We start from the raw sequence: 25,147 nt of genomic DNA on the forward strand, positions 1-25,147 counted from the left end.
CCGGTTTTGCCACGATCAGCCAAGCCCCGCGCATGGCTACCGACATCCGGCCACCGGCTGTCGCGCATCGGCCCGCATATCGCGCCACGGGACCATTCACCTTTCCAAAAATACTCAAAAAAGCGTGCTCAGTCCCACCACGGCCCATGATGCCGTCCAGTCCGGTCCAAACGCTCGAATCCGTGATGACCGAACATGTCGCGCTGCGCCTGGATCAGGTTGGCGCTGCCATGCCCCAGGCGCATCGTGTCGAACCACGCCAGACCCGCCGACAGGGCCGGCACCGGATGCCCCGCCGCGATGGCGGCCCCCACGACCTGCCGCAGCGCGGGAATCGTTCGGTCCAGCGCCCGCGCCGGACCGGGCGCGAGAATCAGCTGACCATGTGGCAGGCCGCCGTCGACCGCCTCGGCGATCTCGTCCAGAAGCGCCGAGCGGATGATGCATCCCGCCCGCCAGATCCGCGCGATGGTGGCCGGTTCAAGCGCCCAGCCATGCGCCTGCGACGCCGCCGCGAGAAGCCGGAATCCTTGTGCATGCGCGAGCAGCCGCGCCGCGAGCAACGCATCGGCCAGCGTCGCATTGGACAGATCGATCGCGCCGACAGCCCCGCCAAGCACGGCCTCGGACGCCTGCCGTGTCGTCTTTTCCGACGACCACGCGCGGGCGCCGAGCGCGGCCTCGATCATGCTGGCCGACTGCCCCAGGTGCAGCGCCTCGATCACCGTCCAGCGCCCGGTGCCCTTCTGCCCCGCGGCATCGGTGATGACATCGATCATCGGATGCCCGGTCTCGGGGTCGAGATGGCGCAACAGTCGCGCGGTGATTTCGAGCAGGTAAGAACGCAGCGGCCCGTCGTTCCAGCGCGCAAAGAGCGCAGCAATCCCGTCGGGCGACATGGCGGCCCCGTTGCGCAACAGGCCGTAGATCTCGGCGATGATCTGCATGTCGGCATATTCGATGCCGTTATGCACAGTCTTGACGAAATGCCCGGCCCCGTCGGGCCCCAGGTGCGCCACGCATGGCGCACCGTCATGCCGCGCGGCGATCGCGGTCAGGATCGGCTCTACCTGTCGCCAGCCGTGATCGCTGCCCCCCACCATCAGCGAGGGGCCGTGCCGCGCGCCATCCTCGCCGCCCGACACGCCGAGACCGATGAAATGCAGGCCATGCCCGACGAGATCGGCGGCGCGCCGGCGGGTGTCGTTGAAATCGGCATTGCCGCCGTCGATCACGATATCGCCGGCGCCCAGCAACGGCGTGACCGCGTCAAGCATCGCATCCATCGGCGCGCCCGAGGGGATCATGAAAAGAAGGACACGCGGCGGCTCCAGCGCCGCCACCAAATCGCCGACCGTCTCGAAGGGATGGATGCAACGCGCCAGGGCCCCCGCCCCGGAGACGAACGGCGCGATCCAGTCAACCTCGCGGTTGCTCACGGCGACGTCGATGCCGTGCTCCGCCATGTTGAGCGCAAGCGCACTCCCCATGGTGCCAAGGCCGTAAACGCCGATCTGCGCGCTGGTCATGCGCCCCCTGCTACCGCTAACACCGCTTCAGCCACGGTATGCGGCAACGCGGGCAGATTGCAAGCGATCCGGCGCGTCACGCCCTTGTCGGCCAGCACCCCGAGCCCCCGGCATCACACCCCGAGGGCCCAGCACATGATCGCCTTCTGCACATGCAGGCGGTTCTCGGCCTCGTCAAAGATCACCGAGGACGGGCCGTCCATCACCGCCGATGTCACCTCTTCGCCGCGATGCGCCGGCAGGCAATGCATGAACAGCGCGTCGGGCTTGGCGCGCGCCATCAGCGCCTCGTCCACCTGGTAAGGACGCAGCATGTTGTGACGCCGCTCCTTGGTGGACTGGCTGTCATGCATGCTGACCCAGGTATCGGTGACCACCAGATCGGCGCCCTCGACGGCCTTTGCGGGATCACGCTCTATGGTGATCGCGCGGCCCGCCTTGCGCGCCAGCCCGACGAATTCCGGCTCGGGGTCGAGTTGCACCGGACCGGTAAAGGTCAGATCGAACCCGAACTGCGCCGCGGCATGCAGGAACGAGGCGCAGACATTGTTGCCGTCGCCCGACCACACCACCTTCTTGCCGGCGATCGGGCCGCGATGTTCCTCGAAGGTCAGGATATCTGCCATGATCTGGCACGGATGGGTGCGATCGGTCAGCCCGTTGATCACCGGCACATCCGCGTGATCGGCCATCTCCTGCAACACCGCCTCGTCGAAGGTCCGCAACATGATCAGGTCGACATAGCGGCTCATGACGCGGGCGGTGTCGGCGATCGTCTCGCCATGGCCAAGCTGCATGTCGGTCCCCGACAGCACCAGCGTCTGACCGCCCATCTGCCGGACGCCCACGTCGAATGACACGCGCGTGCGCGTCGAAGGTTTCTCGAAGATCAGCGCGACGACGCGCCCGGCCAGCGGCTGCGCGGCATCAGGCGTGCCGCGCGGGCTGTCGCCGCGCGCCATCTTCATGGCGCGCGCCCGGTCGATGATCGCCCGCAGATCGGCCTCGGGCGTGGTGTGGATGTCGAGGAAATGCATCATGTTGCGGTTCGCTTTCGTGAGACGATCAAGGGCGGGAACCAGCCCCCGAACGTTTGTTCGATTGGGGGCCAGCCCCCAAGCCCCCGGGGTATTTGGACCAAGAAGAAATCAGGCGGTCTCCAGGCTGGCGGCGGCCGTGTCGAGGCGGGTCAGGGCCTCGGCGATCTCATCCTCCGAGATGTTCAGTGGTGGCAGAAGGCGCAGCACATTACCGGCCGCGGGCACGGTGACGACCTGTGCATCGTAGCCCGCGCGCGCCACGTCCGTGTTGGGCACGCGGCACTCCAGGCCCAGCATGAGGCCCGCGCCGCGCACACCGGCGAAGATATCGGGATGAGTGGCCACCAACCCCTCCAGACGTTGACGCATCAATGCGGATTTGCGCGTGACCTCGTCCAGAAAGGCCGGGTCGGCGACATGATCCATCACCGCGCAGCCAACAGCGCAACCCAGCGGGTTGCCGCCATAGGTCGAGCCATGGGTGCCCGCGGTCATCGCGCGTGCCGCATCCTCGGTGGCCAGCACCGCACCCAGTGGAAAGCCGCCGCCGATGCCCTTGGCCACCATCATGATATCGGGGGTCACCCCGGCCCATTCATGTGCGAACAACCGCCCCGTGCGGCCCATGCCGCATTGCACCTCGTCGAGGATCAGCAGGATGCCCGCCTCGTCGCACAGCGCGCGCAGGCCCTTCAGGCACTGGTCGGGCAGCGGGCGGATGCCACCCTCGCCCTGCACGGGTTCTATCAGGATGGCCGCCGTGGTCTCATCGAGGGCGGCATGCAGCGCGTCGTGATCCCCCCACGGCACCTGGGTGAAACCGGGCATCAACGGACCGAAGCCGTCGGTCATCTTTTCCGAGCCGGCCGCGGCGATGGCGGCGGTGGAGCGGCCGTGAAACGCCCCCTCGAAGGCGATGATGCCGGTGCGCGCGGGCTGGCCCGCGTCATGGAAATGCTTGCGCGCCATCTTGATCGCCAGCTCGCAGGATTCGGTGCCGGAATTGGTGAAAAACACCGTGTCGGCAAAGGTCGCCTCGACCAGCCTGTCGGCCAGCTCCTGTTGCCGCGGGATCTGGTAGAGGTTCGATGTATGCCACAGCGCACCGGCCTGCCGGGTCAGCGCGGCGACCAGATCGGGATGCGCGTGGCCCAGGACGTTGACCGCGATTCCCGCGCCGAGATCCAGAAAGCGTCGCCCGTCCGCCTCGATCAGCCAGCTGCCCTCGCCCGTCACGAAGGACAGCGGCGCGCGGTTGTAGGTCGGCAGGATCGTCGGGATCATGGTCGTGTCCTCAAGGCTAAAAGCCCGTGACTGCCGCAAGGCCGCGCGCAAGTCAATGATCGGGCACGCGGCGCTAGCTGATGGGATGCGAGGTGTCGCCGTCGGCCTCGTCGCGGATCGTCCCCTTGGTGCCGGTCACCACGCCCAGCGATTTCAGCTTGCGGTGCAGCGCGCTGCGTTCCATGCCCACGAATTCCGCCGTGCGGCTGATATTGCCGCCGAAGCGGTTGATCTGGGTCAGCAGGTATTCACGCTCGAACGCCTCGCGGGCGTCGCGCAGCGGCATGGTGGCGATCATGCCCGACAGGATGACGCGGCCTTCCTCGCCGGATGATCCGCTCTGGCCCGGCAGTTCGGCGGCGGAGATCGGCGCATTGCCCTCGCCGAGGATCAGCACGCGCTCGATCATGTTGCGCAGCTGGCGCACGTTGCCCGGCCAGTACATCGTCTGCAAAAGCGCCGCCGCCTCGTCGCTCAGGGGGCGGTGCGGCAATCCCTGCGTGCGGTGGAACACGTCGATGAAATGGGCGGCAAGCGCGGGGATGTCCTCGCGCCGGTCTTCAAGGCTGGGCACCGCCACCGGCACCACGTTGAGCCTGTGGTAAAGCTCGCGGCGGAACCGCCCGGCGGCGATCTCGGCCTCGAGATCGCGGCTGGTCGAGGAGATCACCCGCAAGTCGACCTTTATCTTGGCGCTGCCGCCGACCCGCAGGAAGGTCTGGTCGACCAGCACGCGCAGGATCTTCGATTGCGTGCCGGGCGGCAGATCGGCGACCTCGTCGAAATAGATGACGCCGCCATCGGCCTCTTCCAGCAGGCCCGGCGTCACGCCCGTCTCGGGGCTTTCGCGCCCGAACAGAACCTCCTCCATCCGGTCGGCGGCGATCGTCGCGCAGGCGACACTGACGAACGGGCCGCGCGCCCGGCTGGAATTGCCGTGGATATAGCGCGCCGCCAGTTCCTTGCCCGATCCCGCGGGGCCCGACAGCAGCACCCGCCCGTTCGAGCGCGTGACCTTGTCGAGATTGCCCAGAAGCGTGCGGAACGGCGCGCTGTCGCCCAGCATGTCCGCAGGTGCCGTCTCGCGCCGGCGCAGCGCCTGGTTCTCGCGCCGCAGGCGGCTGGTCTCCATGCCGCGCCGGATCACCACCATCAGCTGGTCGATGTTGAACGGCTTTTCGATAAAGTCGTAGGCGCCCTGCTTGATCGCCGCGACCGCGATCTCGATATTGCCGTGCCCGGAGATGATCACCACCGGCACGTCCGGGTAGTCGCGTTTGACGGTCTTGAGGATGTCGATCCCGTCCATCTGACTGTCCTTGAGCCAGATATCGAGGATCAGCAGGCCCGGTGGTTCGGCCGCGATCTCGGACATGGCCGCGTCGGAATCGCCGGCGCGCCTTGTGACATATCCCTCGTCCTCGAGGATGTCCGAGATCAGCTCGCGGATATCGCGTTCGTCATCGACGATCAGAATATCGTTCATGGGTCCCTCATACGGCCTTGTCGGTCCTTGTCTCGGCGATCTGCACGGCCAGCAACGGCAGGCGCACCACCGCGCAGGCGCCACAATGCGCGCCCTCGGCGAAGGGGGCGGCCTGCTCGAGCATCAGCGTGCCCCCATGCTCTTCTATGATCTTCTTGACGATCGGCAGGCCAAGGCCGGTGCCCTTGTCGCGCGTCGTGACATACGGTTCGAACAACCGGCCGGGATCATCGGGCAGGCCGATGCCATTATCGCTGATGCGGATCACCGCCCAGTCGCCCGCATCGGCGCTCTCGATCCGAATGGTGGGCACGTGGCCCTCGGGCGCGCCGGACTCGCGCAGGCTTTCGATCGCCTCGCCGGCGTTCTTGATCAGGTTGGTCAGGGCCTGCCCGATCATCGCCGCGTCGATCTCGGCGCGCAGCGGGGCCCCGGTCAGATCCAGCTCGAAGCGCACCTCGGGCTGGCCGCTTTCCTGCAGCACGGCCGCCTCGCGCAACACGTCCGTCAGGCTCAGCGCGGCTGTCTGCGGCTCTGGCATACGGGCGAATTTCGAGAACTCGTCGACGATGCGGCGCAGGTCGGTGGTCTGGCGCACCACGACGTCGGTCAGCTGTTCCAGGCTTTCCGCCTGCTCGGGCGCCAGCTGCCGCGAGAACTTGCGCTTGATGCGTTCGGCGCTCAGCTGGATGGGGGTCAGCGGGTTCTTGATCTCGTGTGCGATGCGGCGGGCGACATCGCCCCAGGCGGCCATGCGCTGTGCGGTGACAAGGTCGGTGACATCGTCGAAGGCCACCACGTAGCCCTCGCGCTTGCGGCCCTCGCCCGCCCGCGTGGACATGCGCACCAGCAGATGCTCGGTCCGCGCCCCGCGGCTGACCTTGATCTCTTCCTGCACGAACCCGCCGGGCGAGGCGCGCAGCCGCTCGAACAGCGGCGCGAATTCCGGTACGGCCACGCTCAGCGACAACGATTGCTGATCCTCCTGCCAGTCGAGCAACCGTTCGGCGGCGCGGTTGACGAAGGCCACGCGGCCCTTGGCATCCAGCCCGACCACCCCGGACGACACGGAGCCCAGAACAGAATCGAACAGCCGGCGTCGACGTTCGATCTGCTGGGTATTGGACAAAAGCCGCTCGCGCTGACCCTTCAACTGGCGGGTCATCTGGTTGAAATAGGTGCCAAGCTGGGCGATCTCGTCATCGCCGTCCTCTTCGGGGACCTGCGTGTCGAGATCGCCCTCGCCCACGCGCTGCGCGGCGCTGGTCAGCCGCCCTACGGGCCGCGACAGCCGCTCGGCAAACCACATGCCTAGCCAGATCGCGGCCAGGATCAGGATCACCGCGAACCCCAGGTAAAGCAGCCCGAACTCGAACAGAAGCCGGCCGCGCTCGTTCTCGCGCTGCTTGTAAAAGCGCGCCGTCTCCTGCGTCTCGTCAAGCAGGCTGAGGATCGCGCCATCCACGTTGCGGCTGACGTAAAGCAGGCGGTCGGCGAACGCGTCGAGTGGCATGAGCGCGCGAAACTCGTCATTGTCCCAATCGCGGATGACCAATACGCCCTCGCGCTGCGCCTCGCGGATCTGCGCCCGCGTGGGTTCCTCGAAATCGAACAGGTACGAGCGTTCGCCCCGTGCCCGGATCTCGCCCGAGCCGTCGATGACGAAGGCCTCGCGCAGGCCGCGCTGGATCTCTCGCTGTCCCGAGGACAGGACCTGCCGGATTGTGCCGTCATCCATGAAGACCATGGCACGCTTGTTGGCGTTGATTACCCGCGCCAGCGCGCGCGCATCGGTCACCAGGTCGCGGCGGTGTTCCTCTTCATAGGCTTGCGCGGCGGCGACGGAATTGTCGACGACCCGCCCGACCCGGTCGGAAAACCACGCCTCGAGCCCCATGTTGACCGACAGTGTGGCGAAGACCGCCACCGTCACCGTCGGCAACAGTGCCATCAGCGCGAACACGCCCGTCAGCCGCAGGTGCAGCTTTGACCCCGCCGACTGGCTGCGCCGCGCCGCGATCATCCGCGCCACCCGCTGCATCACCAGCCCGGCGACCATCAGGACGTAGACAAGATCGGCCAGCAGCACGAGGCGCAGCGCATTCGACGCGCTGCCCTGATCGAGCGGCCCCATCAGAAGATAGGTCAGAAGCGCCAGCACCGGCCCGAGCACCACGAGACCGAGCGCCGCCCATGTCTGCAGGCGCCGCAGCCTCCGCAGGCGGGAAATCCCCTCCCATGACAGGCGCCTGCCGCGTATTCTGCGTGCTCGCGTTGCCACGCCTGCCCCTTGTTGCCTCGTGGGGCATTTCGCCTGCCCCGCAAAATCACGACCTGCACCTGCCCGACAGTGTCGGACCGGCCACATCCCTGTTGCAGTTTTACATCAATTTGCGGCGGCGTGTCACGTTAATATCAAGATCGGTTATTTTCTTGCGCAGCGTATTGCGGTTGATCCCCAGCAGATCGGCGCATTTCATCTGGTTGCCCCCCGTGGCATCCAGCGCGATTTCGATCAGCGGCGTCTCGACCTCTTTCAGGATGCGCCCGTACAGACCGGGCGGCGGCAGATCCGTGCCGTGCAGGTCGAAATAGCGTTGCAGATGCCCCGCCACCGAGGCCGACAGGCTTTCGGCCCCGCGTCCCTCGCGCATCACCGGCTCGGCGCGCGGCTGATTGCCCAGAACCGTCTCGACCTCGGCGCGGGTGATTTCCGCCGCATGCGCGGTCAGCCCGATTCGGCGCACGGCGTTTTCCAGCTGGCGCACATTGCCCGGCCAGCTATAGGCGCGCATCAGCTCGACCGCCTCGTCCGACATGTGCCGCGCGGGCTGGCCCTCGCGCTCGTCGCGGGCGAGGAAATGCGCGGCCAGCAGCGCGATATCCTCGATCCGGTCGCGCAAGGCCGGCACGTCGATGACCGCCCCGCTCATCCTGTAATAGAGATCCTCGCGCAGGCTGCCGTCCTCCATCGCCTGCGCGGGGGGCACGCGGCTGGTGGCCATGAACCGCGGCACGTGATCGCCCGGTGCGTCCATCATCCGCACCACCCGGCCCTGCGCCTCCAGCGGCAGGTCGCTGACCTCGTCGAGGACAAGCGTCCCGCCCTTGACCCGCGCCAGGATCTTGGCCGGGCCGTCGAGATCGCCCAGATCACCCGCCGTCATCGTCACCAGCGGCAGCGTCCGGCGGTCCGAGAAATCGTGCAACGCCTTGGCGATCAGCGACTTGCCGGTGCCAGACTCGCCGCAGATCATCACCGGAAGGTCGCTGTGCATGACGCGCGCCACCACGCGGTAGAGCGTCTGCATCGCCGGCGTGCGCCCGATCAGCGGCAACTCTTCGGGTCGATCATCCTCGGGCGCGGGGGCCGCACCGCGCTGCGCCCGCGATTCCAGCGCCCGCGCGGTACGCTTCATCAGGTCGGGCAGATCGAAGGGCTTGGGCAGGTAATCATAGGCCTCGGCCTCGGCGGCCTTGATCGCCGTCATGATGGTGTTCTGCGCCGAGATCACGATCACCGGCAGGCCGGGGCGATCCTGCGCGATCTTGGGCAGCATTTCCAGGCCGTTGCCATCGGGCATGACCACGTCCGAGATCACCACGTCGCCCTTGCCCTCGGCGACCCATCGCATCAGCGTCGTCAGGCTGGACGTGGCATGCACCCGGCACCCCGCCCGCGTCAGCGCCTGTGTCAGGACCGTTCTGATCGTGCGGTCGTCATCGGCGACCAATACCGTTCCGTCCATAGTGTAGCCCTTCCCTGACCGTATCCTAGTCTTGCCTAACGTCCGTCGTCTCCGCGCGCTGCAACGAGATGCGGAACACCGTGCGGCCCGGCCGCGAACTGACCGAGATCCAGCCATCGTGATCCGAGACGATCTTGGCCGCCAGCGCCAGCCCGAGGCCGGTGCCATTCTCGCGGCCCGACACGAACGGGTCGAACACCTGTTCGGCGATCTCGGACGGCAGGCCCGGCCCGTCGTCGATGACCTCGATCTGCAACGGCAGCATCCTGCCCTTGCCCCCGCGGGCGTCGTTGCGGCGCACCCGCAGCGACTGTTCATAATAGCTGTGCAACCGGATCGTGCCGGGCGCGCCGTCGGTGGCCTCGGCCGCGTTCTTGATCAGGTTCAGCACCACCTGCACAAGTTGATCGACATCGCCGAGCGCCAGCGGCAGCGACGGATCGTAATCCTCGACCAGCGTCATGTGCGCGGCAAAGCCCAGCATCGCCGAACGCCGCGCGCGGTCCAGCACGTCATGCAGGTTGATCGGGCGCAGATCCGGCGCCGTGACGTTGCCGAACTGCTCGACCCGCTCCAGCAGGCCGACGATGCGGCGGCTCTCGCTGACGATCAGATCGGTCAGCTCCAGATCCTCGGATGCGACGTTCATCGACAAGAGCTGCGCGGCGCCGGTGATGCCCGCCAGCGGGTTCTTGATCTCGTGGGCCAACATCTCGGCCATGCCGATCGCCGATTTCGCGGCCGATTTCACGTTGCTGTTCTGCACCATCCGTCCCGAAAACTCGCGCGGGCTGATCAGCATGATCATGTGCCCCGGCTGATCTGCCAGTGGCGCGATCTGCAGGTTGCACTGCATCGGCGCGCGCTCTCCGGTGCCGACATCGACATCATTGACGAACAGCGGTGCCCCGGACTGGCGCGCGCGCTCGAACGCATCATCGAGCGGGGCATTGACCGCAAGCCTGTCCCAGACCGGCTGGCCCAGAAGCGTGCGTTCGGAACTCAGCATGAAGCCTTCGGCGGCGGGGTTGATCCGCGCGATGCGGTCGCCCGCGTCGATCACCAGCGCCGGCACGGGCAAGGCAGCCCAGATCGCGTCATCCGCGCTCATGCCGCGATCCTCGCGGGGTCGTCGCACATCGCCTCGGGCAACAGGCCCAGAACCTCGGACGGGGGGGCCGTCAACACCTTGCGGCGCAGCCCGGCATCGGTTCCGACCCGGTCCATGTACCAGCCCAGATGCTTGCGCGCGGCGCGCCCCCCGAGGTCGATACCGTAAAAGGCCAGCATCGCCTCGAAATGCGCCGCCACCAGATCCACAAGGGCCGTGCCGCGTGGCACCTCCGGCGCGCGCGTGCCGTATATCGCGGCGGCCACCTGCGCCAGCAGCCAGGGCCGGCCCTGCGCGCCGCGCCCGATCATCAGGCCCGCCGCACCGGATTGCGCCTGCGCCGCCCGCGCCGTCGCTGCATCGACGATATCGCCATTGGCGAGCACCGGGATGTCCACCGCCTGCACGACCTCGCGGATCGCGCGCCAATCGGCGCAGCCCTTGTAGAACTGGCAGCGGGTGCGTCCGTGAATGGTGATCATCTGCACGCCCGCCGCCTCGGCCCGCCGGGCGATCAGCGGGGCATTCAGGCAGTCGTGATCCCAGCCCAGCCGGGTCTTCAGCGTCACCGGCACGTCAACCGCGCCCACCACCGCCTCGATCAGCCGCAGGGCATGATCGGGGTCGCGCATCAGTGCCGATCCCGACGCCCCCGCCCCGCTGGCGCTGGTCACCTTCTTGGCGGGGCAGCCCATGTTGATGTCGATGATCCGCGCCCCGCGATCCGCGACCATGCGCGCGGCCTCGGCGATCCAGCGCGGCTCGCACCCGGCAAGCTGCACCACGGTGTTGCCGGCGCCCAGCCCCAGCTCGGCCTTCTCGCGCGTGCCGGGCTTGGCCTGCACCATTTCCTGGCTGGCGACCATCTCGCTCACCACAAGGCCCGCGCCGAACTTCGACACGACCGTCCGAAACGGAAGATCGGTGATTCCCGCCATCGGAGCGAGCACCACGGGCGGCGTTAACCACCTATTGGCGAGTACCTGCATGTTCATGCCTAATCGATGTGCAATGAGGTCGTTGTACCCGCCGCCTTTCAGTTAGACAACGCCGCGATGATGCCTTCACAGGCTGCACCGGCCCCCGCGCCTAACTTTTAGGCAGTTGCGAAGCCATTGCGCTCAACCGGAACGCGGCTTACTCACACGCCATGTCATGCGCCGCACTCATCGTCGCCGCAGGCCGCGGCACCCGGGCCGGGGGCGACCTGCCCAAACAGTGGCAGCCGCTGCTGGGCCGTCGCGTCATCGACTGGACGCTCGACGCCTTTCTCGCCGTGCCGGATATCACGCGACTTACGGTGGTCGTGCATCCCGACGATATCGACCGCGTGGCCCCTCATCCCCGGATCACCGTTGTGCATGGTGGTGCGACACGCGCGGCCTCGGTGCGCGCCGGGCTCGAATCGATGGCCGACAGCCCGCCCGATCACGTGCTGATCCACGACGCCGCGCGCTGCTGTACGCACCCTGCCCACATCGCACACATCCTGCACAGCTTGCGGACGGGCGACACGCCCGCCGTCGCCCCCGCCCTGGCGGTCACCGACGCGCTGTGGACCGCCGCGGGCGGCCGTGTCACCGGCACCCGCGATCGCACGGGCCTGTTTCGCGCGCAGACCCCCCAAGCATTTGATTTCATGTCCATTCTTCAGGCACACCGCGCATATGACGGGGACGCGGCGGATGATGTCACCGTCGCCATGGCCGCCGGTCTTGACGTCGCGATTGCCAAAGGGGATGAGGATAACCTGAAGATCACCCACCCTGACGACTTTGTCCGCGCATCGCAACTGCTGGAACATCAAATGGATATACGCATCGGCACCGGCTATGATGTGCACCGTTTCGGACCCGGCGACCACTGCATGCTCTGCGGCGTCGCGGTGCCGCATGACCGCGGGCTTCAGGGTCATTCGGACGCGGATGTGGGCATGCACGCGCTGACCGACGCCATTTATGGTGCTATGGCAGAAGGGGATATCGGCCGCCACTTCCCCCCGTCAGAGCCGAAATGGAAAGGGGCGGAAAGCCACATCTTCCTGCGGCATGCGATAGAGATGGCGACCGCGAAAGGATTTACAGTCAACAACATGGACATCACGCTCATATGTGAACGACCCAAGGTCGGACCCCATGCCGTGGCGATGCAGCACGCCCTGTCGGTGATCACCGGCACCGCGTCGGATCGCATCTCGGTCAAGGCCACGACATCGGAACGGCTGGGCTTTACCGGGCGGGAAGAAGGCATTGCGGCACAGGCCGCCGTGACATTGGTGAAGAGATGCGTATAAGCCACTTGATAGCAACCGTTTTTCATGTCGGCCACCTGCGTCCGGCACCGGGAACGTGGGGATCACTGGTGGCGCTGCCAGCCGCATGGGTGCTGCATGTTGCAGGTGGCCCCTTGGCCCTTGCGATCGCGATCCTGTGCGCCTTTGGGGCAGGGCTTTGGGCCACATCTTTGGAAACGAGGGGGAAAGCCGATCACGACCCCTCCGAGATCGTGATCGACGAGGTTGCGGGTCAATGGCTCGCCGTCTTTCCGGTCTCGTTCGGGGCGGCCCATGTCGGGGCGAACCTGCTCAGCCTGTGGCCCGGATTGGTGTTGGCCTTCGCCGCCTTTCGCCTGTTCGACATCTGGAAACCCGGCCTCATCCGCTGGGCCGACCGCCGCGACGACGCGCTTGGCGTGATGCTGGACGATATTCTCGCCGGTCTCGCGGCTGCGTTCTGTGTGATACTGGCGGCGGTTCTGTATCACGGGGTCCTTGTGCTGTGAGGGCCAGCGATATCCTTGACCTTGCCCGCGCGCAGGGCGTCCTGATCGCCACCGCCGAAAGCTGCACCGGCGGGATGGTGGCCGTGGCGTTGACGGATATTCCCGGCTCGTCCGCGGTGGTCGAGCGCGGCTTTGTCACCTATTCCAACCAGGCGAAAATCGAGATGCTGGGCGTATCCCGCGACACTCTGTCCGAATACGGAGCCGTGTCCGAGGAGGTCGCCCGCGAAATGGCCGACGGCGCCCTGGCGCGCAGCCCCGCAGATATTGCCGTGTCCATCACCGGCATCGCCGGCCCCGGAGGATCAGAGCACAAACCAGAAGGTCGCGTGTGTTTCGGCCTCGCCCGCGCCGGACAGGTCACGCAGACGCAAACCTGCGATTTTGGCGCACAGGGGCGTCATCGTGTGCGCGAATTGTCGCGCGATCACGCGCTGTTTTTGCTTAAATACTCGCTTGAACAGTAGGTTACAAGGCGAGGCTCAACCATTGCCATACAGCGCATCCGCGCGTTTCTCGAAGGCTTTGACCACCCGCTTCATCGCCTCGTAGAAAAAAAGCTCGGCCGCCGATTGCAGGAACCGGTTCTTGAAGGCGAAGTCCACGTCGAACCCAACCTCGCAGCCGCCCTCGACATCGCGAAACGCCCAGTTCGAGCGCATGTGATGGAACGGCCCGTCGAGATATTCGGTCTCGATCCGCTTTTCGCGCGGCCAGAGCACGACGCGGCTGCCGAACCGTTCGCGGAACACCTTGAAACTGATCACCAGATCCGCCTCCATCACCTCGGACCCGTCGGGCTGGGGCGTCACCCGCCGCACCCGCGCCGCCGCAGTCCATGGCAGGAATTGCGGGTAGTTCGCGACATCGGCCACCAATGCATACATCTGGTCGGCCGTGTAGCGCAGCTTTCGTGTCTCGGAATGTGATGGCATGAAGACCCCGAATTGCGCGTGACAGTGGCGCGCCTTGTCCTGTAACCGGGCTGAAAGTTCAAGGGGGAACCATGCCGCAGCACGCTTATGTCATTGACACCCTGATCTCGGCCAAGACCATCGCGGCACGGATCGAGGCCCTCGCGCAAGAGATCGAGACCGAGTTCGCGACCACCGAAAAGCTCGTCGTGGTCGGGCTGTTGCGCGGCTCGTTCATCTTCATCGCGGATCTGGTGCGGGAACTGTCACTGCCCGTCGAGGTCGATTTCGTCGAGGTTTCATCTTACGGAAACGCCATGCAAAGCAGCCGGGAAATACGTGTTCTCAAGGATTTGCAGGGCGACGTGGCGGGCCGTGACGTGCTGGTTGTCGAGGATATCGTGGATACCGGCCATACGCTGGCACATGTGCTGCACCTGCTGCGGGCGCGGAATCCCGCGCGGCTTCGGACAATCGCGCTGCTGGACAAGCCGTCGCGGCGCGAGGCCGATATCAGCGCCGACTGGATCGGTTTTCACTGCCCCGACATATTCGTCGTCGGCTACGGGATCGACTACGCACAACGCGACCGCAACCTGCCATATATCGGTGCGGTGCGGTTTGTCGCGCCATGAACATCACGTGGCTTTTGCGCATGGCCAGATGGGCGCGCAATCCGCCCGGCCCGGCCCGTGTGCGGCTGATGCTGATCGTGATCGGACTGGTCGCGCTGATCGCCGGGATAGAATATGTCATCGGCTGGCCCGACGCCCTGAGTCTCGAACCGCGCCGGGGTTTGAACATGCCCTGACCGCCGGCTACTGCCCGGACCGTCAGGCACATGCCGCGGCGATGAAGGCGCGGATGCGATCAGCATCCTTGCACCCCGGGGATACTTCCACACCCGACGACACATCGACCTGCCGCGCGCCGGTGCGCCGCACGGCCTCGGTCACGTTTTCGGGCGTCAGGCCCCCGGCCAGCAGCCAGGGCCGCGGCCACTCGAACCCGTCGATCAGGGACCAGTCGAAGGCCGCGGCATTGCCACCGGGCCGGTCGGCCCCCTTGGGCGGTTTCGCGTCGATCAAAAGCTGATCCGCGACCTCGCCATATGAACCGATCTGCGCCAGATCCGCAGGCTCGGCAATGCCTAGGGCCTTCATCACCGGCAGCCCGTATCGTGCCCTGATCTCGGCCACGCGCCCCGGCGTCTCGCGCCCATGCAGTTGCAGCATATCCAGCGGCACTGTCCGTGTCAGCGCGTCCAGCGCCTCATCCCCGGCATCGACGACCAGCGCCACCTTGGCAATTCCGGGCGGAACCTCGATGGCAAGCGCGCGCGCAGCCTGTGGCGTCACATGGCGCGGCGAGTTTTCGTAGAACACGAAACCAACATAGGCCGCGCCGGCCTCTGACGCGGCCAGCACGTCCGGTACGGTGGTCAGACCGCAAATCTTGACGCGGGTATCCATGGGCATGGGCTGGATCTAGCCCGCCTCGTCCAGAAGCGCCAGCACGTCGTCCTTGCCCTTGTTCCGCTCGCCCTTGAGACGTTTGACCTCGGCACGCAGACTGGCCAGTTCACGCGCCTGACGCGCGGCGGCCTTGCGCTCGGCCGCCTCGCGGATCCATTCCCAGATGAACCCGACGATCAACCCCATGAGAATGCCCGCATAGATCACGAGGAACAGCGGAAGCTCATACGTCGGGTTGAGCGCGGCGAACCCCGCCAGTTCATCGGGCAGCACCCGAAGTGTCACCTCGCCACGATTGGCGAGCGCGATCAGCACGAGCGCCAGCGCGAAGATGGCAATGGAGGCATATCTGATATATCGCATGGTTACTTTCCGTTCAGCCGGTCACGCAAAAGCTTGCCGGTCTTGAAAAAAGGCACGTATTTCTGCTCTACCGCAACGCTTTCGCCGGTGCGCGGGTTGCGCCCGATACGCGCATCCCTCTTCTTGACGGAGAACGCGCCAAAACCCCGAAGTTCCACCCGGTTGCCGTTTGCAAGCGCCTCGGTGATTTCGCTGAAGATGGTATTCACGATCCGCGCGACATCCTGCTGCACAAGATGCGGGTTCTCTTCCGCGATCTTCTGGATCAATTCCGATCGTATCATCGGGTCGCCCCTCCAATCCTGTTCCACGCTGCATGAGCCAGACCGACTATAAGCTCAATGCCATAAAACGAAACCGGAAAGCCGGACTCAAGCGGTGGAAATCCATGAAATATTTCGCGGCGTCGCCGGAACACCCGCGCACGCGGCATCGGGCGCCTGCGATGCCGCGCCGTCGACAAGCCCGATCCGCAACCACGGGCCGTGATTCGCAGACGGTGAAATCATCGCGACAGGCCGCCCCGGACGGTGGACATTGGCGTGTATCCGTCTCATTGTCAGCGCGCCAAGCGCGGGGAGACAGACACGTGACAGCGTTACCGATCATCATCGACACGGACCCCGGACAGGACGACGCCGTGGCGATCCTTCTGGCTCTCGCCTGTCCCGAGGCCCTGGAGGTTCTGGGCCTGACCTGCGTGGCCGGCAACGTGACGCTGGATCTGACCACGCGCAACGCCCGCATCATCTGCGAGCTGGCGGGACGCGCGGACGTGCCGGTCTTTGCCGGGTGTGATCGTCCGCTTGGGGGCGAGCTGGTGACGGCCGCGCATCTGCACGGCGAGACCGGGCTGGACGGCCCCTACCTGCCAGAGCCGGAAATGCCCGTGCAATCGCGCCACGCTGTGGAGTTCATCATCGACACCGTGCGGGCGCATCCGGCGGGCACGGTGACCCTTGTGGCGCTCGGCCCGCTCACCAATCTCGCGACCGCGTTCGAGACCGCCCCGGACATCGCCGCGAAACTGCGCGAGATCGTTGTGATGGGGGGCGCGCAGCATGTCGGCGGCAACGTGACACCCCATGCGGAATTCAACATGCATGTCGATGCAAAGGCGGCAGACATCGTGATGCATGCCGGCGCACCGCTGACCCTCGTCCCGCTCGACGTGACGCACAGGGCGCTGGTCACGCCGCCGCGCAACGCCGCGATGCGTGCGATCGGCACGCCCGTCGGGCGCGCCGTGGCCGATCTGACCGGGTTCATCGAGCGCTACGATCCCGAGCGCTACGGCGAGGCCGGCGCCCCCCTGCACGACCCCTGCACGATCGGGTGGCTGTTGCGCCCCGATCTGTTTCGATCCTCCAAGGTCAACCTCACGGTCGAAACCGACGACGAGGACACCCGCGGCATGACCGAGATGGACTGGCCGGGCGCGCACGGTCGCGCACCGAACGCCACGATGCTGAATGACATCGACGCAAAGGAATTCTTCGACTTTCTGATTGAAAGGCTGGCACGGCTATGACGGCACTGACGCTGGCGCGGCCCGACGATCTGGATCGACTGGCGCAGCTTGTCGCGGCGTTCCACGCAGAGATCGGTATCGCGCAGGACGAGGCGACGCGCATTGCCGCGTTGACCCCTCTTCTGGACGGAAGCCCCCATGGTGTTGCCTATCTCATCGGTCCGGCGCGCGCGCCGATCGGGTACGTGATCCTCAGCTTCGGTTGGTCGGTCAGGTCCGCCGGGCTAGACGGGGTGGTCGATGAACTTTACATACGCCGTGCCGTGCGCGGCCGGGGCATCGGGTCGGAGGTGATGAGCGCGCTGCCCAAGGCGCTGGCCGGTGCGGGGCTTCGGTCCCTGCATCTTCAAGTGCAGCGTGACGACGTGAAGGCGCGCAAGCTGTACGAGAGATTACGCTTCACACCCTGCGAGGATCACGTTCTCATGACCCGCGAGATGTAGACACGCCGGGCATCGTGATTATGTTGATGACATGGACATGAACATACCCTTCGCGAACAGTTACGGCACATTGCCGCCTCGTTTCTTTACCCGGCAAACCGCCGTGCCGGTCCGGGCGCCTCGCCTTATCAGGTTCAACACCGATCTGGCCGCAGATCTGGGGATACCGGTCTCGGATGACGCGACGCTGGCCCAGGTGTTTGCCGGCAACGATGTGCCCGAGGGGGCCGATCCCCTGGCGCAGGTTTATGCCGGGCACCAGTTCGGCGGCTTCTCGCCGCAGCTTGGCGATGGCCGTGCGCTGCTTCTGGGCGAGGTGGTGGACAGGCACGGCCATCGCCGGGATATCCAGTTGAAGGGGTCCGGACCCACGCCCTACAGCCGAATGGGGGACGGGCGCGCGTGGCTTGGCCCGGTTTTGCGCGAATATGTCGTCTCCGAGGCGATGCATGCCCTTGGCATCCCGACCACCCGCGCGCTCGCCGCCGTCGCCACCGGAGAGCCGGTCTACCGCGAGGCGGGCGGCGTTCCCGGTGCCATCCTGACGCGCGTGGCGTCGAGCCACATCCGCGTGGGCACGTTCCAGTATTTCGCGGCACGTCGTGACATGGACGGATTGCGCGCGCTGTACGACTATACCGTCGCGCGGCACCACCCCCAGGCCGAAAGCCCCGCCGACCTGCTGTCAGAGGTCATCCGCAGGCAGGCGCGGCTTGTGGCGCAATGGATGTCGGTCGGGTTCATTCACGGCGTGATGAACACCGACAATACCGCGATATCTGGCGAAACGATCGACTATGGCCCATGCGCCTTCATGGATGCCTACGATCCGCAGACGGTCTACAGTTCCATCGACGCCCATGGGCGCTACGGGTATGACAATCAGGCACGGGTGATCGTCTGGAACATGGCGCAATTTGCCACCACGCTTGTGCCGCTGATGCCCGATCAGGATGACGCGATAGAGGATTTCACCGCGCGCGTTCACGCCATGCCCGAACTGATCGAGGCCGAGCGGCAGCGCCTGTTCGCGCGCAAGATCGGCATTGCCGAGGCCGGGACAGAGGATGCAGCGCTGGTGGACGCGCTTCTGGCGCTGATGGCCGAAGGGCGCGCCGATTTCACCAACACGTTCCGCGGCTTGATCGACGGAACGGCCCGTCGGGAGTTCACCGACCCCGCGGCGTTCGACACATGGGCCGAGAGATGGTCCGACCGGCTTGCGAAAGAGGTCGATCCCGACGCGACGATGCGGGCGGCGAACCCTAATGTTGTCCCGCGCAATCATCGGGTCGAGCAGATGATCGAGGCAGCCGTGGCTGGCGATTTCGCACCGTTCGAGCGGATGATCGCGGTCCTGTCCGACCCCTTTGCGGACAACCCTGATGCCGGTGATCTGCGCCGCCCGCCCGCGCCGGCCGAGGTGGTTCGGGCGACATTCTGCGGCACGTGAGCCTGGGTCCGGCGACCGATCGGGCGACGGGCCATCCATTATACCGGGCACCGAAACAGGGGCGTCGGGCGTTAACGCCTCAGGTGCGCCGATAGCGAAACACGCCGCTGCCCGTTGCGATCAGGGTGTCATGCGCGTCGCGCACCGTCGCGTCGGCGAAAAAGGTGCTTTGGCCGCCGCCCCTGCGGTGTGCATCGGCGATCAACAGGTCGCCGCGCGCTTGTGACAGATAGTTGACCGTCAGCGACAGGGTCAGCGCCATCTGTGCCCGCTCGGGATCGCCGGTATAGCAACCGCAAAATCCCATGGCGGTGTCGAGAAGCGTGGCATGCATCCCGCCATGCGGTAGCCCCTGCCGGTTCATGAGTTCCGCGGTCAGGGGCAATTCGACCCGGGCGTAATCCTCCGACCAGATCGTCAGGCGATACCCGAGATGCGTTTGCAGGGCCGAGGGGGCCTCGATCAGGGCGGGGTCGATCTTGTCTGTCATCTGGCGTCTCTTGTTGCGTCAAGCCCTGCGGCGGCAAATTCCGGCACGTACCGTCCCAGCCTCAACCCGCGCGCGGGATCCGAGGCGTTGCCGTCAAGCGCACGTTTCCGGACACCCTGCAGGATGGCGGCCATGCGAAAATAGCTGAAGGCGAGATAAAAGTGGAAATTCTCGATGGGGCCGATGCCCCGGCGCTCGCAATACCGGGTGATGAAATCCGCATCCGACCACAGGCCGAGGTCCGCGCGATCCACCCCGGCCAGCCCGCGCCCCTCGGACGTGGCGGGCATGGACCATTGCATGATGACCGCCGCAAGGTCGGCATAGGGATGACCGACGGTCGAAAGCTCCCAGTCGAGCACCGCGACGCAGTCGTGGCCATCGGGCGCGAATAGAAGGTTGTCCAGCCGGTAGTCGCCATGAACCAGCGTGCGCTGCCCGTCATCGGGCGGCACATGCGCGTCGAGCCACGTCATCAGCGTGGTCATGTGCGGCAGATCCTCGGTCGCCGTGACCTCGTATTGCGCCGTCCATCGCTCGATCTGGCGACGGTAATAGTTGCCGGTGGGCCCGTAATCCGACAGGCCCGACGCACTCAGATCCACGTCATGGATGGCCGCAAGGACGCGGTTCATCTCGCCCATGACGGCGTGGCGCGTCTCGGGGGTCATGCCCGGCATCGCGGGCGCATCGAACCCGCGTCCCGGCACCTCGTCCATGACGTAGAAAGGCGCGCCGATCACGCTGTCATCTTCGCACAGCACATGCATGCGCGCCACCGGGACATCCGTGGACCAGAGCGCGCGCTGTACGTGAAACTCGCGATCCACGGCATGGGCGGATTTCAGCAGCACGCCAAAAGGCTTGCGGCGCAGGACATAGGTATGTGCGGGTGTCGTCAGCCGGTAGGTGGGATTGGACTGCCCGCCACTGAATTTCTCCGCCGTGACCGGTCCCTCGAAGCCCGGCAAAGCCTCTGTCAGCCACGCCGTCACGCGTGCGATGTCCAGGTCCGTGCTCAAACGCCTGCCCCGGCCAGATCCGGCACCGCAACGGCAGCCATTTCAATGTCGGTCGGCATCCGCTCGTGTGGGGTCGGTTGACCGTCCGCATAGATGGATGCCATGCCACCGGCGCCGTGGCGGGCTGCCGCATCCCGCGTGGTTATGCCGACGCTGGCGGTCTCGAAATCGTCGATGGTCACTGCGTGTCCCTGTTTGTGAAATACCATTGGTTCTTCGCCATAATGCGGCATGCAGCGACCAACGTCACCCACGATCTTGAATGCGACGCCGCACCGGCGACAGGTTCCGCCGCCGCTGCACGCATCGATACCTTCCGCCGATCGGCGGAAAAATTGCGAGGCCCTCCCGGCGATCGAGAGTGCCAATTTGCCGAAACGGACAGGGGCCCGATCCGTATCGACGCCGAACAGGTCCGGTCATAATGCCGATCACCACGGGGCTTCGGGTGCATCATCCGGCAGGGCGTGGTGATCGTCTCTGCCACCCCGTGGTTCCTACGGCGGCACACGGCCCTCGATCGCCCCCCGAGGTCTTGACCTTGCGGCGCGCGGGGCGCATCTGCATCGCATCCAGTGCTGACAGGAGCCCGGCATGACCTTCGACCGTTCGATCAAGATCGCCCCGTCCATTCTTTCAGGGGATTTCGCCAATTTCGGGGCCGAGATCCGGGCAATCGAGGCCCAAGGCTGTGACTGGGTGCATGTGGACGTGATGGACGGGCATTTCGTGCCGAACCTGACCTTCGGGCCGCCGCTTTGCGCCGCGATCCGTCCGCATATCGGCACGGTGATGGACGTGCATCTGATGATCGCCCCGGTCGATCCCTATATCGACGCGTTCGCACAGGCCGGCGCCGACATCCTGACCGCGCATATCGAGGCCGGGCCGCATATCCACCGCACATTGCAGGCCATCCGCGGGGCAGGCTGCAAGGCGGGGCTCGCGCTCAATCCCGGTACCGGGCTCGACGGGGTGGAAAACCTGCTCGACATGGTGGACCTCGTCTGCGTGATGACGGTCAACCCCGGATTTGGCGGGCAGAAATTCATCCACAGCCAGATCGACAAGGTCCGGCGCTTGCGCACGATGATCGGCGACCGGCCAATCCATATCGAGATCGACGGCGGCATCACGCCCGAGACGGCGCCCCTCATGGCCGCTGCCGGGGCGGATGTGCTGGTGGCCGGATCGGCCGTGTTCAAGGGCGGCTCGGTCGACACTCCGGCACCCTATGGCGACAACATCCGCGCCATCCGCCGCGCCGCCGAGATCGAGACCGGCACGATGGCATGAGCCGGGCCGTCATCTTCGACCTTGACGGGACACTGATCGACAGTGCGCCCGATATCCATGCGGCAGCCAACCGGGTCATGCAACGCCACGGGTTCGCGCCGTTCTCGCCGCAGGAAACCCGCGGCTTCATCGGCAATGGTGTACCGCACTTCATCCGCTGCTGTCTGACCGCGCGGGGCCATGGGCAGGATGCGGCGCTGCACGCGCGTCTGGTCGAGGCGTTCATGGCGGATTACGAGACGGCCGTGACGCTGACGCGGGCATATGCCGGCGTGCCAGAGGCGCTTTCGATGCTGACATCTGACGGTCTGGCGCTTGGGGTCTGCACCAACAAACCCGAACGCCCGACACGCGCCGTGCTGACGCATCTGGGGCTTGCCGGACACTTCCACACCGTGATCGGCGGTGACAGCCTGCCCGTGCGCAAACCCGACCCGGCCCCGTTACAGGCGACAATCCGCGCTATCGGCGCGCGCGAGGTGCTTTACATCGGCGACAGCGAAATCGATGCCGAGACGGCAGAGCGCGCAGGGCAGCGTTTTGTGCTTTATACAGAAGGTTATCGCAAGACACTCGTGAACGAGATCTCGCATGCCTGCGCCTTTACGGATTTCGCGGATTTGCCGGGGCTGGTGGCACGGCTCATGCCATGAACACGCGTATCGGATCATGTGCGTCGGTGATCTGTCTCTACGCCGAAACAACAACGGATGTCATAATCAAAAGCTATCAATATCATCATCAAAGAGAACTTCCCCTAATTTCTCGGGCGGTTTATACAATACGCGAGCGGCGAAGCCTTTGATCATGGCACGCTGCAACAGCTTACAGACACCAACTGGATTGGAGGACATTATGGACGGCAACGATATGGCCAAATGCCCGGTCATGCATGGCGGCATGACCGAAAGCGGCAAGAGCGTCACGCAATGGTGGCCAAATTCGCTCAACCTCGACATTCTGCATCAGCACGACACCAAGACCAATCCGATGGGTCTGGATTTCGACTATTCGAAAGAAGTCGAGAAACTGGACGTCGAGGCGCTCAAGAAAGACATGGTCGCGCTGATGACCGACAGCCAGGAATGGTGGCCGGCGGACTGGGGCCATTATGGCGGCCTGATGATTCGGCTCGCATGGCACGCGGCGGGCTCCTACCGGCTGGGCGACGGGCGCGGCGGCGCCGGCACCGGCAACATTCGCTTCATGCCGCTGAATTCGTGGCCCGACAATGCCAGCCTCGACAAGGCGCGCCGTCTGCTTTGGCCGCTGAAGAAGAAATACGGCAACAAGGTATCCTGGGCGGACCTGATCGTGCTCTCGGGCACGATGGCTTATGAATCGATGGGTCTGAAGACATTCGGCTTCGGCTTCGGCCGCGAGGATATCTGGGGTCCGGAAATCGACATCAACTGGGGCAGTGACAGCGTGCTGCTGGCCGATTCCGAAGAGCGTACCGAGGATGTGAGCGACCCCAACACGATGTACAATCCGCTGGCCGCATCGCATATGGGCCTGATCTACGTGAACCCCGAGGGCGTGAACGGAAACCCGGACCCGGCCCTGACGGCCGAATACGTGCGCGTCACCTTTGCGCGCATGGCGATGAACGACGAGGAAACCGCGGCGCTGACCGTCGGCGGCCACACCGTCGGCAAGTGTCACGGTCTCGATGCCGAGATAGGCCCCGAACCGGCAAGTGCACCCCTCGAAGAAGCGGGTCTCGGCTGGCACAATTCCGGGTTTAAGAACACGGCTAACACCGCGCACACCTCTGGCCTCGAAGGGGCGTGGACCTCGAACCCGACGCAATGGGACAACGGCTATCTCGAATTGCTGCTTGGATATGAATGGCAAGCGGTCAAGTCCCGCGCGGGTGCCTGGCAATGGGAGCCGGTGGACATCGCCGAAGAGCACAAGGTGCCGGACGCGACCGATCCGTCGGTCAAGCACAACCCGATCATGACCGACGCCGACATGGCGATGAAGGTCGATCCGGTCTATCGCGAGATCGTCGAGCGGTTCTACAAGAATCCCGATTACCTCGCCGACACGTTCGCGCGCGCGTGGTTCAAGCTGACGCATCGCGACATGGGCCCCAAGGCCAACTACCACGGGCCGGACGTCCCCGAAGAGGATCTGATCTGGCAGGATCCGGTGCCCGCCGGCCCGACCGACTACCATGTGCAGACCGTGAAGAACCGGATCGCCGAAAGCGGCCTGTCGCTGAGCGACATGGTCAACACCGCCTGGGACAGTGCCCGCACCTTCCGCGGATCCGACAAGCGCGGCGGCGCCAATGGCGCACGCATCCGTCTTGCCCCGCAAAAGGACTGGGAAGGCAACGAACCCGAGCGTCTGACCCGCGTGCTGGGCGTGCTCGAGGGTATCTCGGCCGAGACCGGCGCGAGCCTTGCGGACGTGATCGTTCTCGCCGGCAATCTCGGGGTCGAGCAGGCGGCCAGGAAAGCCGGCTTTGACATCGACGTGCCGTTCTCGCCGGGCCGCGGTGACGCCACCGACGAGATGACCGATGCCGACAGTTTCGACGTGCTTGAGCCGCGCTCGGACGGTTTCCGCAACTGGCACGCCGATGACAATACGGTGGCCCCCGAAGAGGCGCTTCTGGACCGCGCGCAACTCATGGGCCTGACCGGTCCCGAGATGACGGTGCTGATCGGCGGCATGCGGGTGCTCGGAACCAACCACGCTGGCACCGCGCATGGCGTGTTCACCGATCGCGTCGGTGCGTTGACACCGGACTTCTTCGTGAACCTCACGGATATGGGCTATAACTGGGCACCGACCGGAGAGAACATGTACGAACTGCGGGATCGCAAGACCGGCACGCCCAAGTGGACGGCGACAAGCGCCGATCTCGTGTTCGGCTCCAACTCGATCCTGCGGGCCTATTCCGAGGTCTACGCCCAGGACGACAATGCCGAGAAGTTCGTGCACGACTTCGTCGCCGCATGGACCAAGGTGATGGACGCCGACCGCTTCGATCTGAAGTGATGGATCGCCACACCCACGCATGACCACCTGCCGCGCGGCCCGGATACGGGCCGCGCGGTTTTCGTTCGCGGGATCGGAATTTCGCGTAACGGGCGGGTCATGGCCTGTCGCGGATCTTCACAGCTCAGGAGGAAAGCCGCGCGGGGAAAAAGTCGAAGGTCGGGA

27 protein-coding genes are annotated in these 25,147 nt (G+C 65.6%); 11 read left to right on the forward strand and 16 right to left on the reverse strand.

The features are described 5' to 3' along the window. Positions 1 to 128 precede the first annotated feature (128 nt). The 8 genes from gndA to dusB form a co-directional block, all read right to left on the reverse strand. Entirely contained in the window at positions 129 to 1,529 is a 1,401-nt protein-coding gene (gndA, locus tag ACROSR_RS00535) for an NADP-dependent phosphogluconate dehydrogenase (RefSeq protein WP_432681799.1), read from the reverse strand. A gap of 113 nt (positions 1,530 to 1,642) precedes the next feature. Then, positions 1,643 to 2,569 (reverse strand): ornithine carbamoyltransferase, encoded by a 927-nt coding sequence (gene argF, locus ACROSR_RS00540; RefSeq protein ID WP_432681800.1) that lies wholly within the window; start codon positions 2,567 to 2,569, stop codon positions 1,643 to 1,645. Positions 2,570 to 2,677: 108 nt separating this feature from the next. After that, positions 2,678 to 3,853 carry an aspartate aminotransferase family protein gene (locus ACROSR_RS00545; protein WP_432681801.1) on the reverse strand — a complete coding sequence of 392 codons (1,176 nt, stop codon included), beginning with the start codon at positions 3,851 to 3,853 and terminating at the stop codon, positions 2,678 to 2,680. Positions 3,854 to 3,926: 73 nt separating this feature from the next. Then, positions 3,927 to 5,339 carry a nitrogen assimilation response regulator NtrX gene (gene ntrX, locus ACROSR_RS00550; RefSeq protein ID WP_432681802.1) on the reverse strand — a complete coding sequence of 471 codons (1,413 nt, stop codon included), beginning with the start codon at positions 5,337 to 5,339 and terminating at the stop codon, positions 3,927 to 3,929. A gap of 7 nt (positions 5,340 to 5,346) precedes the next feature. Continuing rightward, a complete protein-coding gene (locus ACROSR_RS00555; protein ID WP_432681803.1) occupies positions 5,347 to 7,620 on the reverse strand; it encodes a sensor histidine kinase NtrY-like in 2,274 nt (757 codons plus the stop codon). Positions 7,621 to 7,720: 100 nt separating this feature from the next. Further along, entirely contained in the window at positions 7,721 to 9,088 is a 1,368-nt protein-coding gene (locus tag ACROSR_RS00560; protein ID WP_432681804.1) for a response regulator, read from the reverse strand. A gap of 25 nt (positions 9,089 to 9,113) precedes the next feature. Next, complete coding sequence (locus ACROSR_RS00565) at positions 9,114 to 10,199, reverse strand: two-component system sensor histidine kinase NtrB (RefSeq protein ID WP_432681805.1); 1,086 nt, start codon at positions 10,197 to 10,199, stop codon at positions 9,114 to 9,116. Continuing rightward, positions 10,196 to 11,194, reverse strand: a complete 999-nt coding sequence (gene dusB / locus ACROSR_RS00570; RefSeq protein ID WP_432681806.1) for a tRNA dihydrouridine synthase DusB — start codon at positions 11,192 to 11,194, stop codon at positions 10,196 to 10,198. The genes ACROSR_RS00565 and dusB overlap by 4 nt, the downstream gene beginning before the upstream one ends. A 155-nt stretch (positions 11,195 to 11,349) precedes the next feature. Between dusB and ACROSR_RS00575 the strand changes: the two genes are divergently transcribed. The 3 genes from ACROSR_RS00575 to ACROSR_RS00585 are packed head-to-tail and all read left to right on the forward strand — an operon-like array spanning position 11,350 to position 13,447. Continuing rightward, positions 11,350 to 12,492, forward strand: a complete 1,143-nt coding sequence (locus ACROSR_RS00575; protein WP_432681807.1) for a bifunctional 2-C-methyl-D-erythritol 4-phosphate cytidylyltransferase/2-C-methyl-D-erythritol 2,4-cyclodiphosphate synthase — start codon at positions 11,350 to 11,352, stop codon at positions 12,490 to 12,492. Further along, positions 12,483 to 12,980 (forward strand): phosphatidylglycerophosphatase A family protein, encoded by a 498-nt coding sequence (locus ACROSR_RS00580; protein ID WP_432681808.1) that lies wholly within the window; start codon positions 12,483 to 12,485, stop codon positions 12,978 to 12,980. The genes ACROSR_RS00575 and ACROSR_RS00580 overlap by 10 nt, the downstream gene beginning before the upstream one ends. After that, a complete protein-coding gene (locus tag ACROSR_RS00585) occupies positions 12,977 to 13,447 on the forward strand; it encodes a CinA family protein (protein ID WP_432681809.1) in 471 nt (156 codons plus the stop codon). Before ACROSR_RS00580 ends, ACROSR_RS00585 begins: the two co-directional genes overlap by 4 nt. 15 nt (positions 13,448 to 13,462) lie before the next feature. Here the strand turns inward: ACROSR_RS00585 and ACROSR_RS00590 are convergent, their stop codons facing one another. After that, entirely contained in the window at positions 13,463 to 13,915 is a 453-nt protein-coding gene (locus ACROSR_RS00590; protein ID WP_432681810.1) for a type II toxin-antitoxin system RatA family toxin, read from the reverse strand. A 71-nt stretch (positions 13,916 to 13,986) separates the two neighbouring features. On the opposite strand from ACROSR_RS00590, the gene hpt reads away from it, so the two are divergent. Next, on the forward strand, positions 13,987 to 14,529 hold the full coding sequence (gene hpt / locus ACROSR_RS00595; RefSeq protein ID WP_432681811.1) for a hypoxanthine phosphoribosyltransferase: 543 nt from the start codon (positions 13,987 to 13,989) through the stop codon (positions 14,527 to 14,529). Next, positions 14,526 to 14,705 carry a hypothetical protein gene (locus ACROSR_RS00600; protein WP_432681812.1) on the forward strand — a complete coding sequence of 60 codons (180 nt, stop codon included), beginning with the start codon at positions 14,526 to 14,528 and terminating at the stop codon, positions 14,703 to 14,705. The genes hpt and ACROSR_RS00600 overlap by 4 nt, the downstream gene beginning before the upstream one ends. 22 nt (positions 14,706 to 14,727) lie before the next feature. On the opposite strand, the gene ACROSR_RS00605 is transcribed toward ACROSR_RS00600, so the two are convergent. Genes ACROSR_RS00605 through ihfB form a run of 3 tightly spaced genes read right to left on the reverse strand, consistent with a single transcriptional unit; the run spans position 14,728 to position 16,016 of the window. Further along, complete coding sequence (locus ACROSR_RS00605) at positions 14,728 to 15,372, reverse strand: phosphoribosylanthranilate isomerase (protein WP_432681813.1); 645 nt, start codon at positions 15,370 to 15,372, stop codon at positions 14,728 to 14,730. 9 nt (positions 15,373 to 15,381) lie between these two features. Further along, a complete protein-coding gene (locus ACROSR_RS00610) occupies positions 15,382 to 15,732 on the reverse strand; it encodes a DUF1049 domain-containing protein (protein ID WP_432681814.1) in 351 nt (116 codons plus the stop codon). A gap of 2 nt (positions 15,733 to 15,734) precedes the next feature. Then, positions 15,735 to 16,016: an integration host factor subunit beta gene (ihfB, locus tag ACROSR_RS00615; RefSeq protein ID WP_432681815.1), complete on the reverse strand. Its 282-nt coding sequence runs from the start codon at positions 16,014 to 16,016 to the stop codon at positions 15,735 to 15,737. 305 nt (positions 16,017 to 16,321) lie between these two features. On the opposite strand from ihfB, the gene ACROSR_RS00620 reads away from it, so the two are divergent. The 3 genes from ACROSR_RS00620 to ACROSR_RS00630 are packed head-to-tail and all read left to right on the forward strand — an operon-like array spanning position 16,322 to position 19,159. Beyond that, positions 16,322 to 17,263: a nucleoside hydrolase gene (locus ACROSR_RS00620; RefSeq protein ID WP_432681816.1), complete on the forward strand. Its 942-nt coding sequence runs from the start codon at positions 16,322 to 16,324 to the stop codon at positions 17,261 to 17,263. Continuing rightward, positions 17,260 to 17,706, forward strand: coding sequence for a GNAT family N-acetyltransferase (locus tag ACROSR_RS00625; protein ID WP_432681817.1), 447 nt, complete (start codon positions 17,260 to 17,262; stop codon positions 17,704 to 17,706). Before ACROSR_RS00620 ends, ACROSR_RS00625 begins: the two co-directional genes overlap by 4 nt. A gap of 31 nt (positions 17,707 to 17,737) precedes the next feature. Then, the gene (locus ACROSR_RS00630; protein WP_432681818.1) at positions 17,738 to 19,159 is read left to right on the forward strand and encodes a protein adenylyltransferase SelO; all 1,422 of its coding nucleotides are present in this window, start codon (positions 17,738 to 17,740) and stop codon (positions 19,157 to 19,159) included. A gap of 79 nt (positions 19,160 to 19,238) precedes the next feature. Here the strand turns inward: ACROSR_RS00630 and ACROSR_RS00635 are convergent, their stop codons facing one another. From ACROSR_RS00635 to ACROSR_RS00645, 3 genes are read right to left on the reverse strand one after another with little or no spacing between them, the layout of a single operon-like run. Continuing rightward, on the reverse strand, positions 19,239 to 19,649 hold the full coding sequence (locus ACROSR_RS00635) for a PaaI family thioesterase (protein ID WP_432681819.1): 411 nt from the start codon (positions 19,647 to 19,649) through the stop codon (positions 19,239 to 19,241). Then, a complete protein-coding gene (locus ACROSR_RS00640) occupies positions 19,646 to 20,671 on the reverse strand; it encodes a phosphotransferase family protein (protein WP_432681820.1) in 1,026 nt (341 codons plus the stop codon). The genes ACROSR_RS00635 and ACROSR_RS00640 overlap by 4 nt, the downstream gene beginning before the upstream one ends. Continuing rightward, entirely contained in the window at positions 20,668 to 21,039 is a 372-nt protein-coding gene (locus ACROSR_RS00645) for a hypothetical protein (protein ID WP_432681821.1), read from the reverse strand. The genes ACROSR_RS00640 and ACROSR_RS00645 overlap by 4 nt, the downstream gene beginning before the upstream one ends. 226 nt (positions 21,040 to 21,265) lie before the next feature. On the opposite strand from ACROSR_RS00645, the gene rpe reads away from it, so the two are divergent. Further along, positions 21,266 to 21,967, forward strand: coding sequence for a ribulose-phosphate 3-epimerase (gene rpe, locus ACROSR_RS00650; RefSeq protein ID WP_432681822.1), 702 nt, complete (start codon positions 21,266 to 21,268; stop codon positions 21,965 to 21,967). After that, the gene (gph, locus tag ACROSR_RS00655; RefSeq protein ID WP_432681823.1) at positions 21,964 to 22,620 is read left to right on the forward strand and encodes a phosphoglycolate phosphatase; all 657 of its coding nucleotides are present in this window, start codon (positions 21,964 to 21,966) and stop codon (positions 22,618 to 22,620) included. The genes rpe and gph overlap by 4 nt, the downstream gene beginning before the upstream one ends. A 66-nt stretch (positions 22,621 to 22,686) precedes the next feature. Here gph and ACROSR_RS00660 read toward each other — a convergent pair whose 3' ends face one another. Further along, on the reverse strand, positions 22,687 to 22,821 hold the full coding sequence (locus tag ACROSR_RS00660; protein ID WP_432681824.1) for a hypothetical protein: 135 nt from the start codon (positions 22,819 to 22,821) through the stop codon (positions 22,687 to 22,689). A gap of 1 nt (position 22,822) precedes the next feature. Between ACROSR_RS00660 and katG the strand changes: the two genes are divergently transcribed. Beyond that, positions 22,823 to 24,982 (forward strand): catalase/peroxidase HPI, encoded by a 2,160-nt coding sequence (gene katG, locus ACROSR_RS00665; RefSeq protein WP_432681825.1) that lies wholly within the window; start codon positions 22,823 to 22,825, stop codon positions 24,980 to 24,982. Positions 24,983 to 25,147: the final 165 nt, after the last annotated feature.

Origin of the sequence: Roseovarius tibetensis (assembly GCF_050896375.1) — a bacterium.
GTDB lineage: Bacteria > Pseudomonadota > Alphaproteobacteria > Rhodobacterales > Rhodobacteraceae > Roseovarius > Roseovarius tibetensis.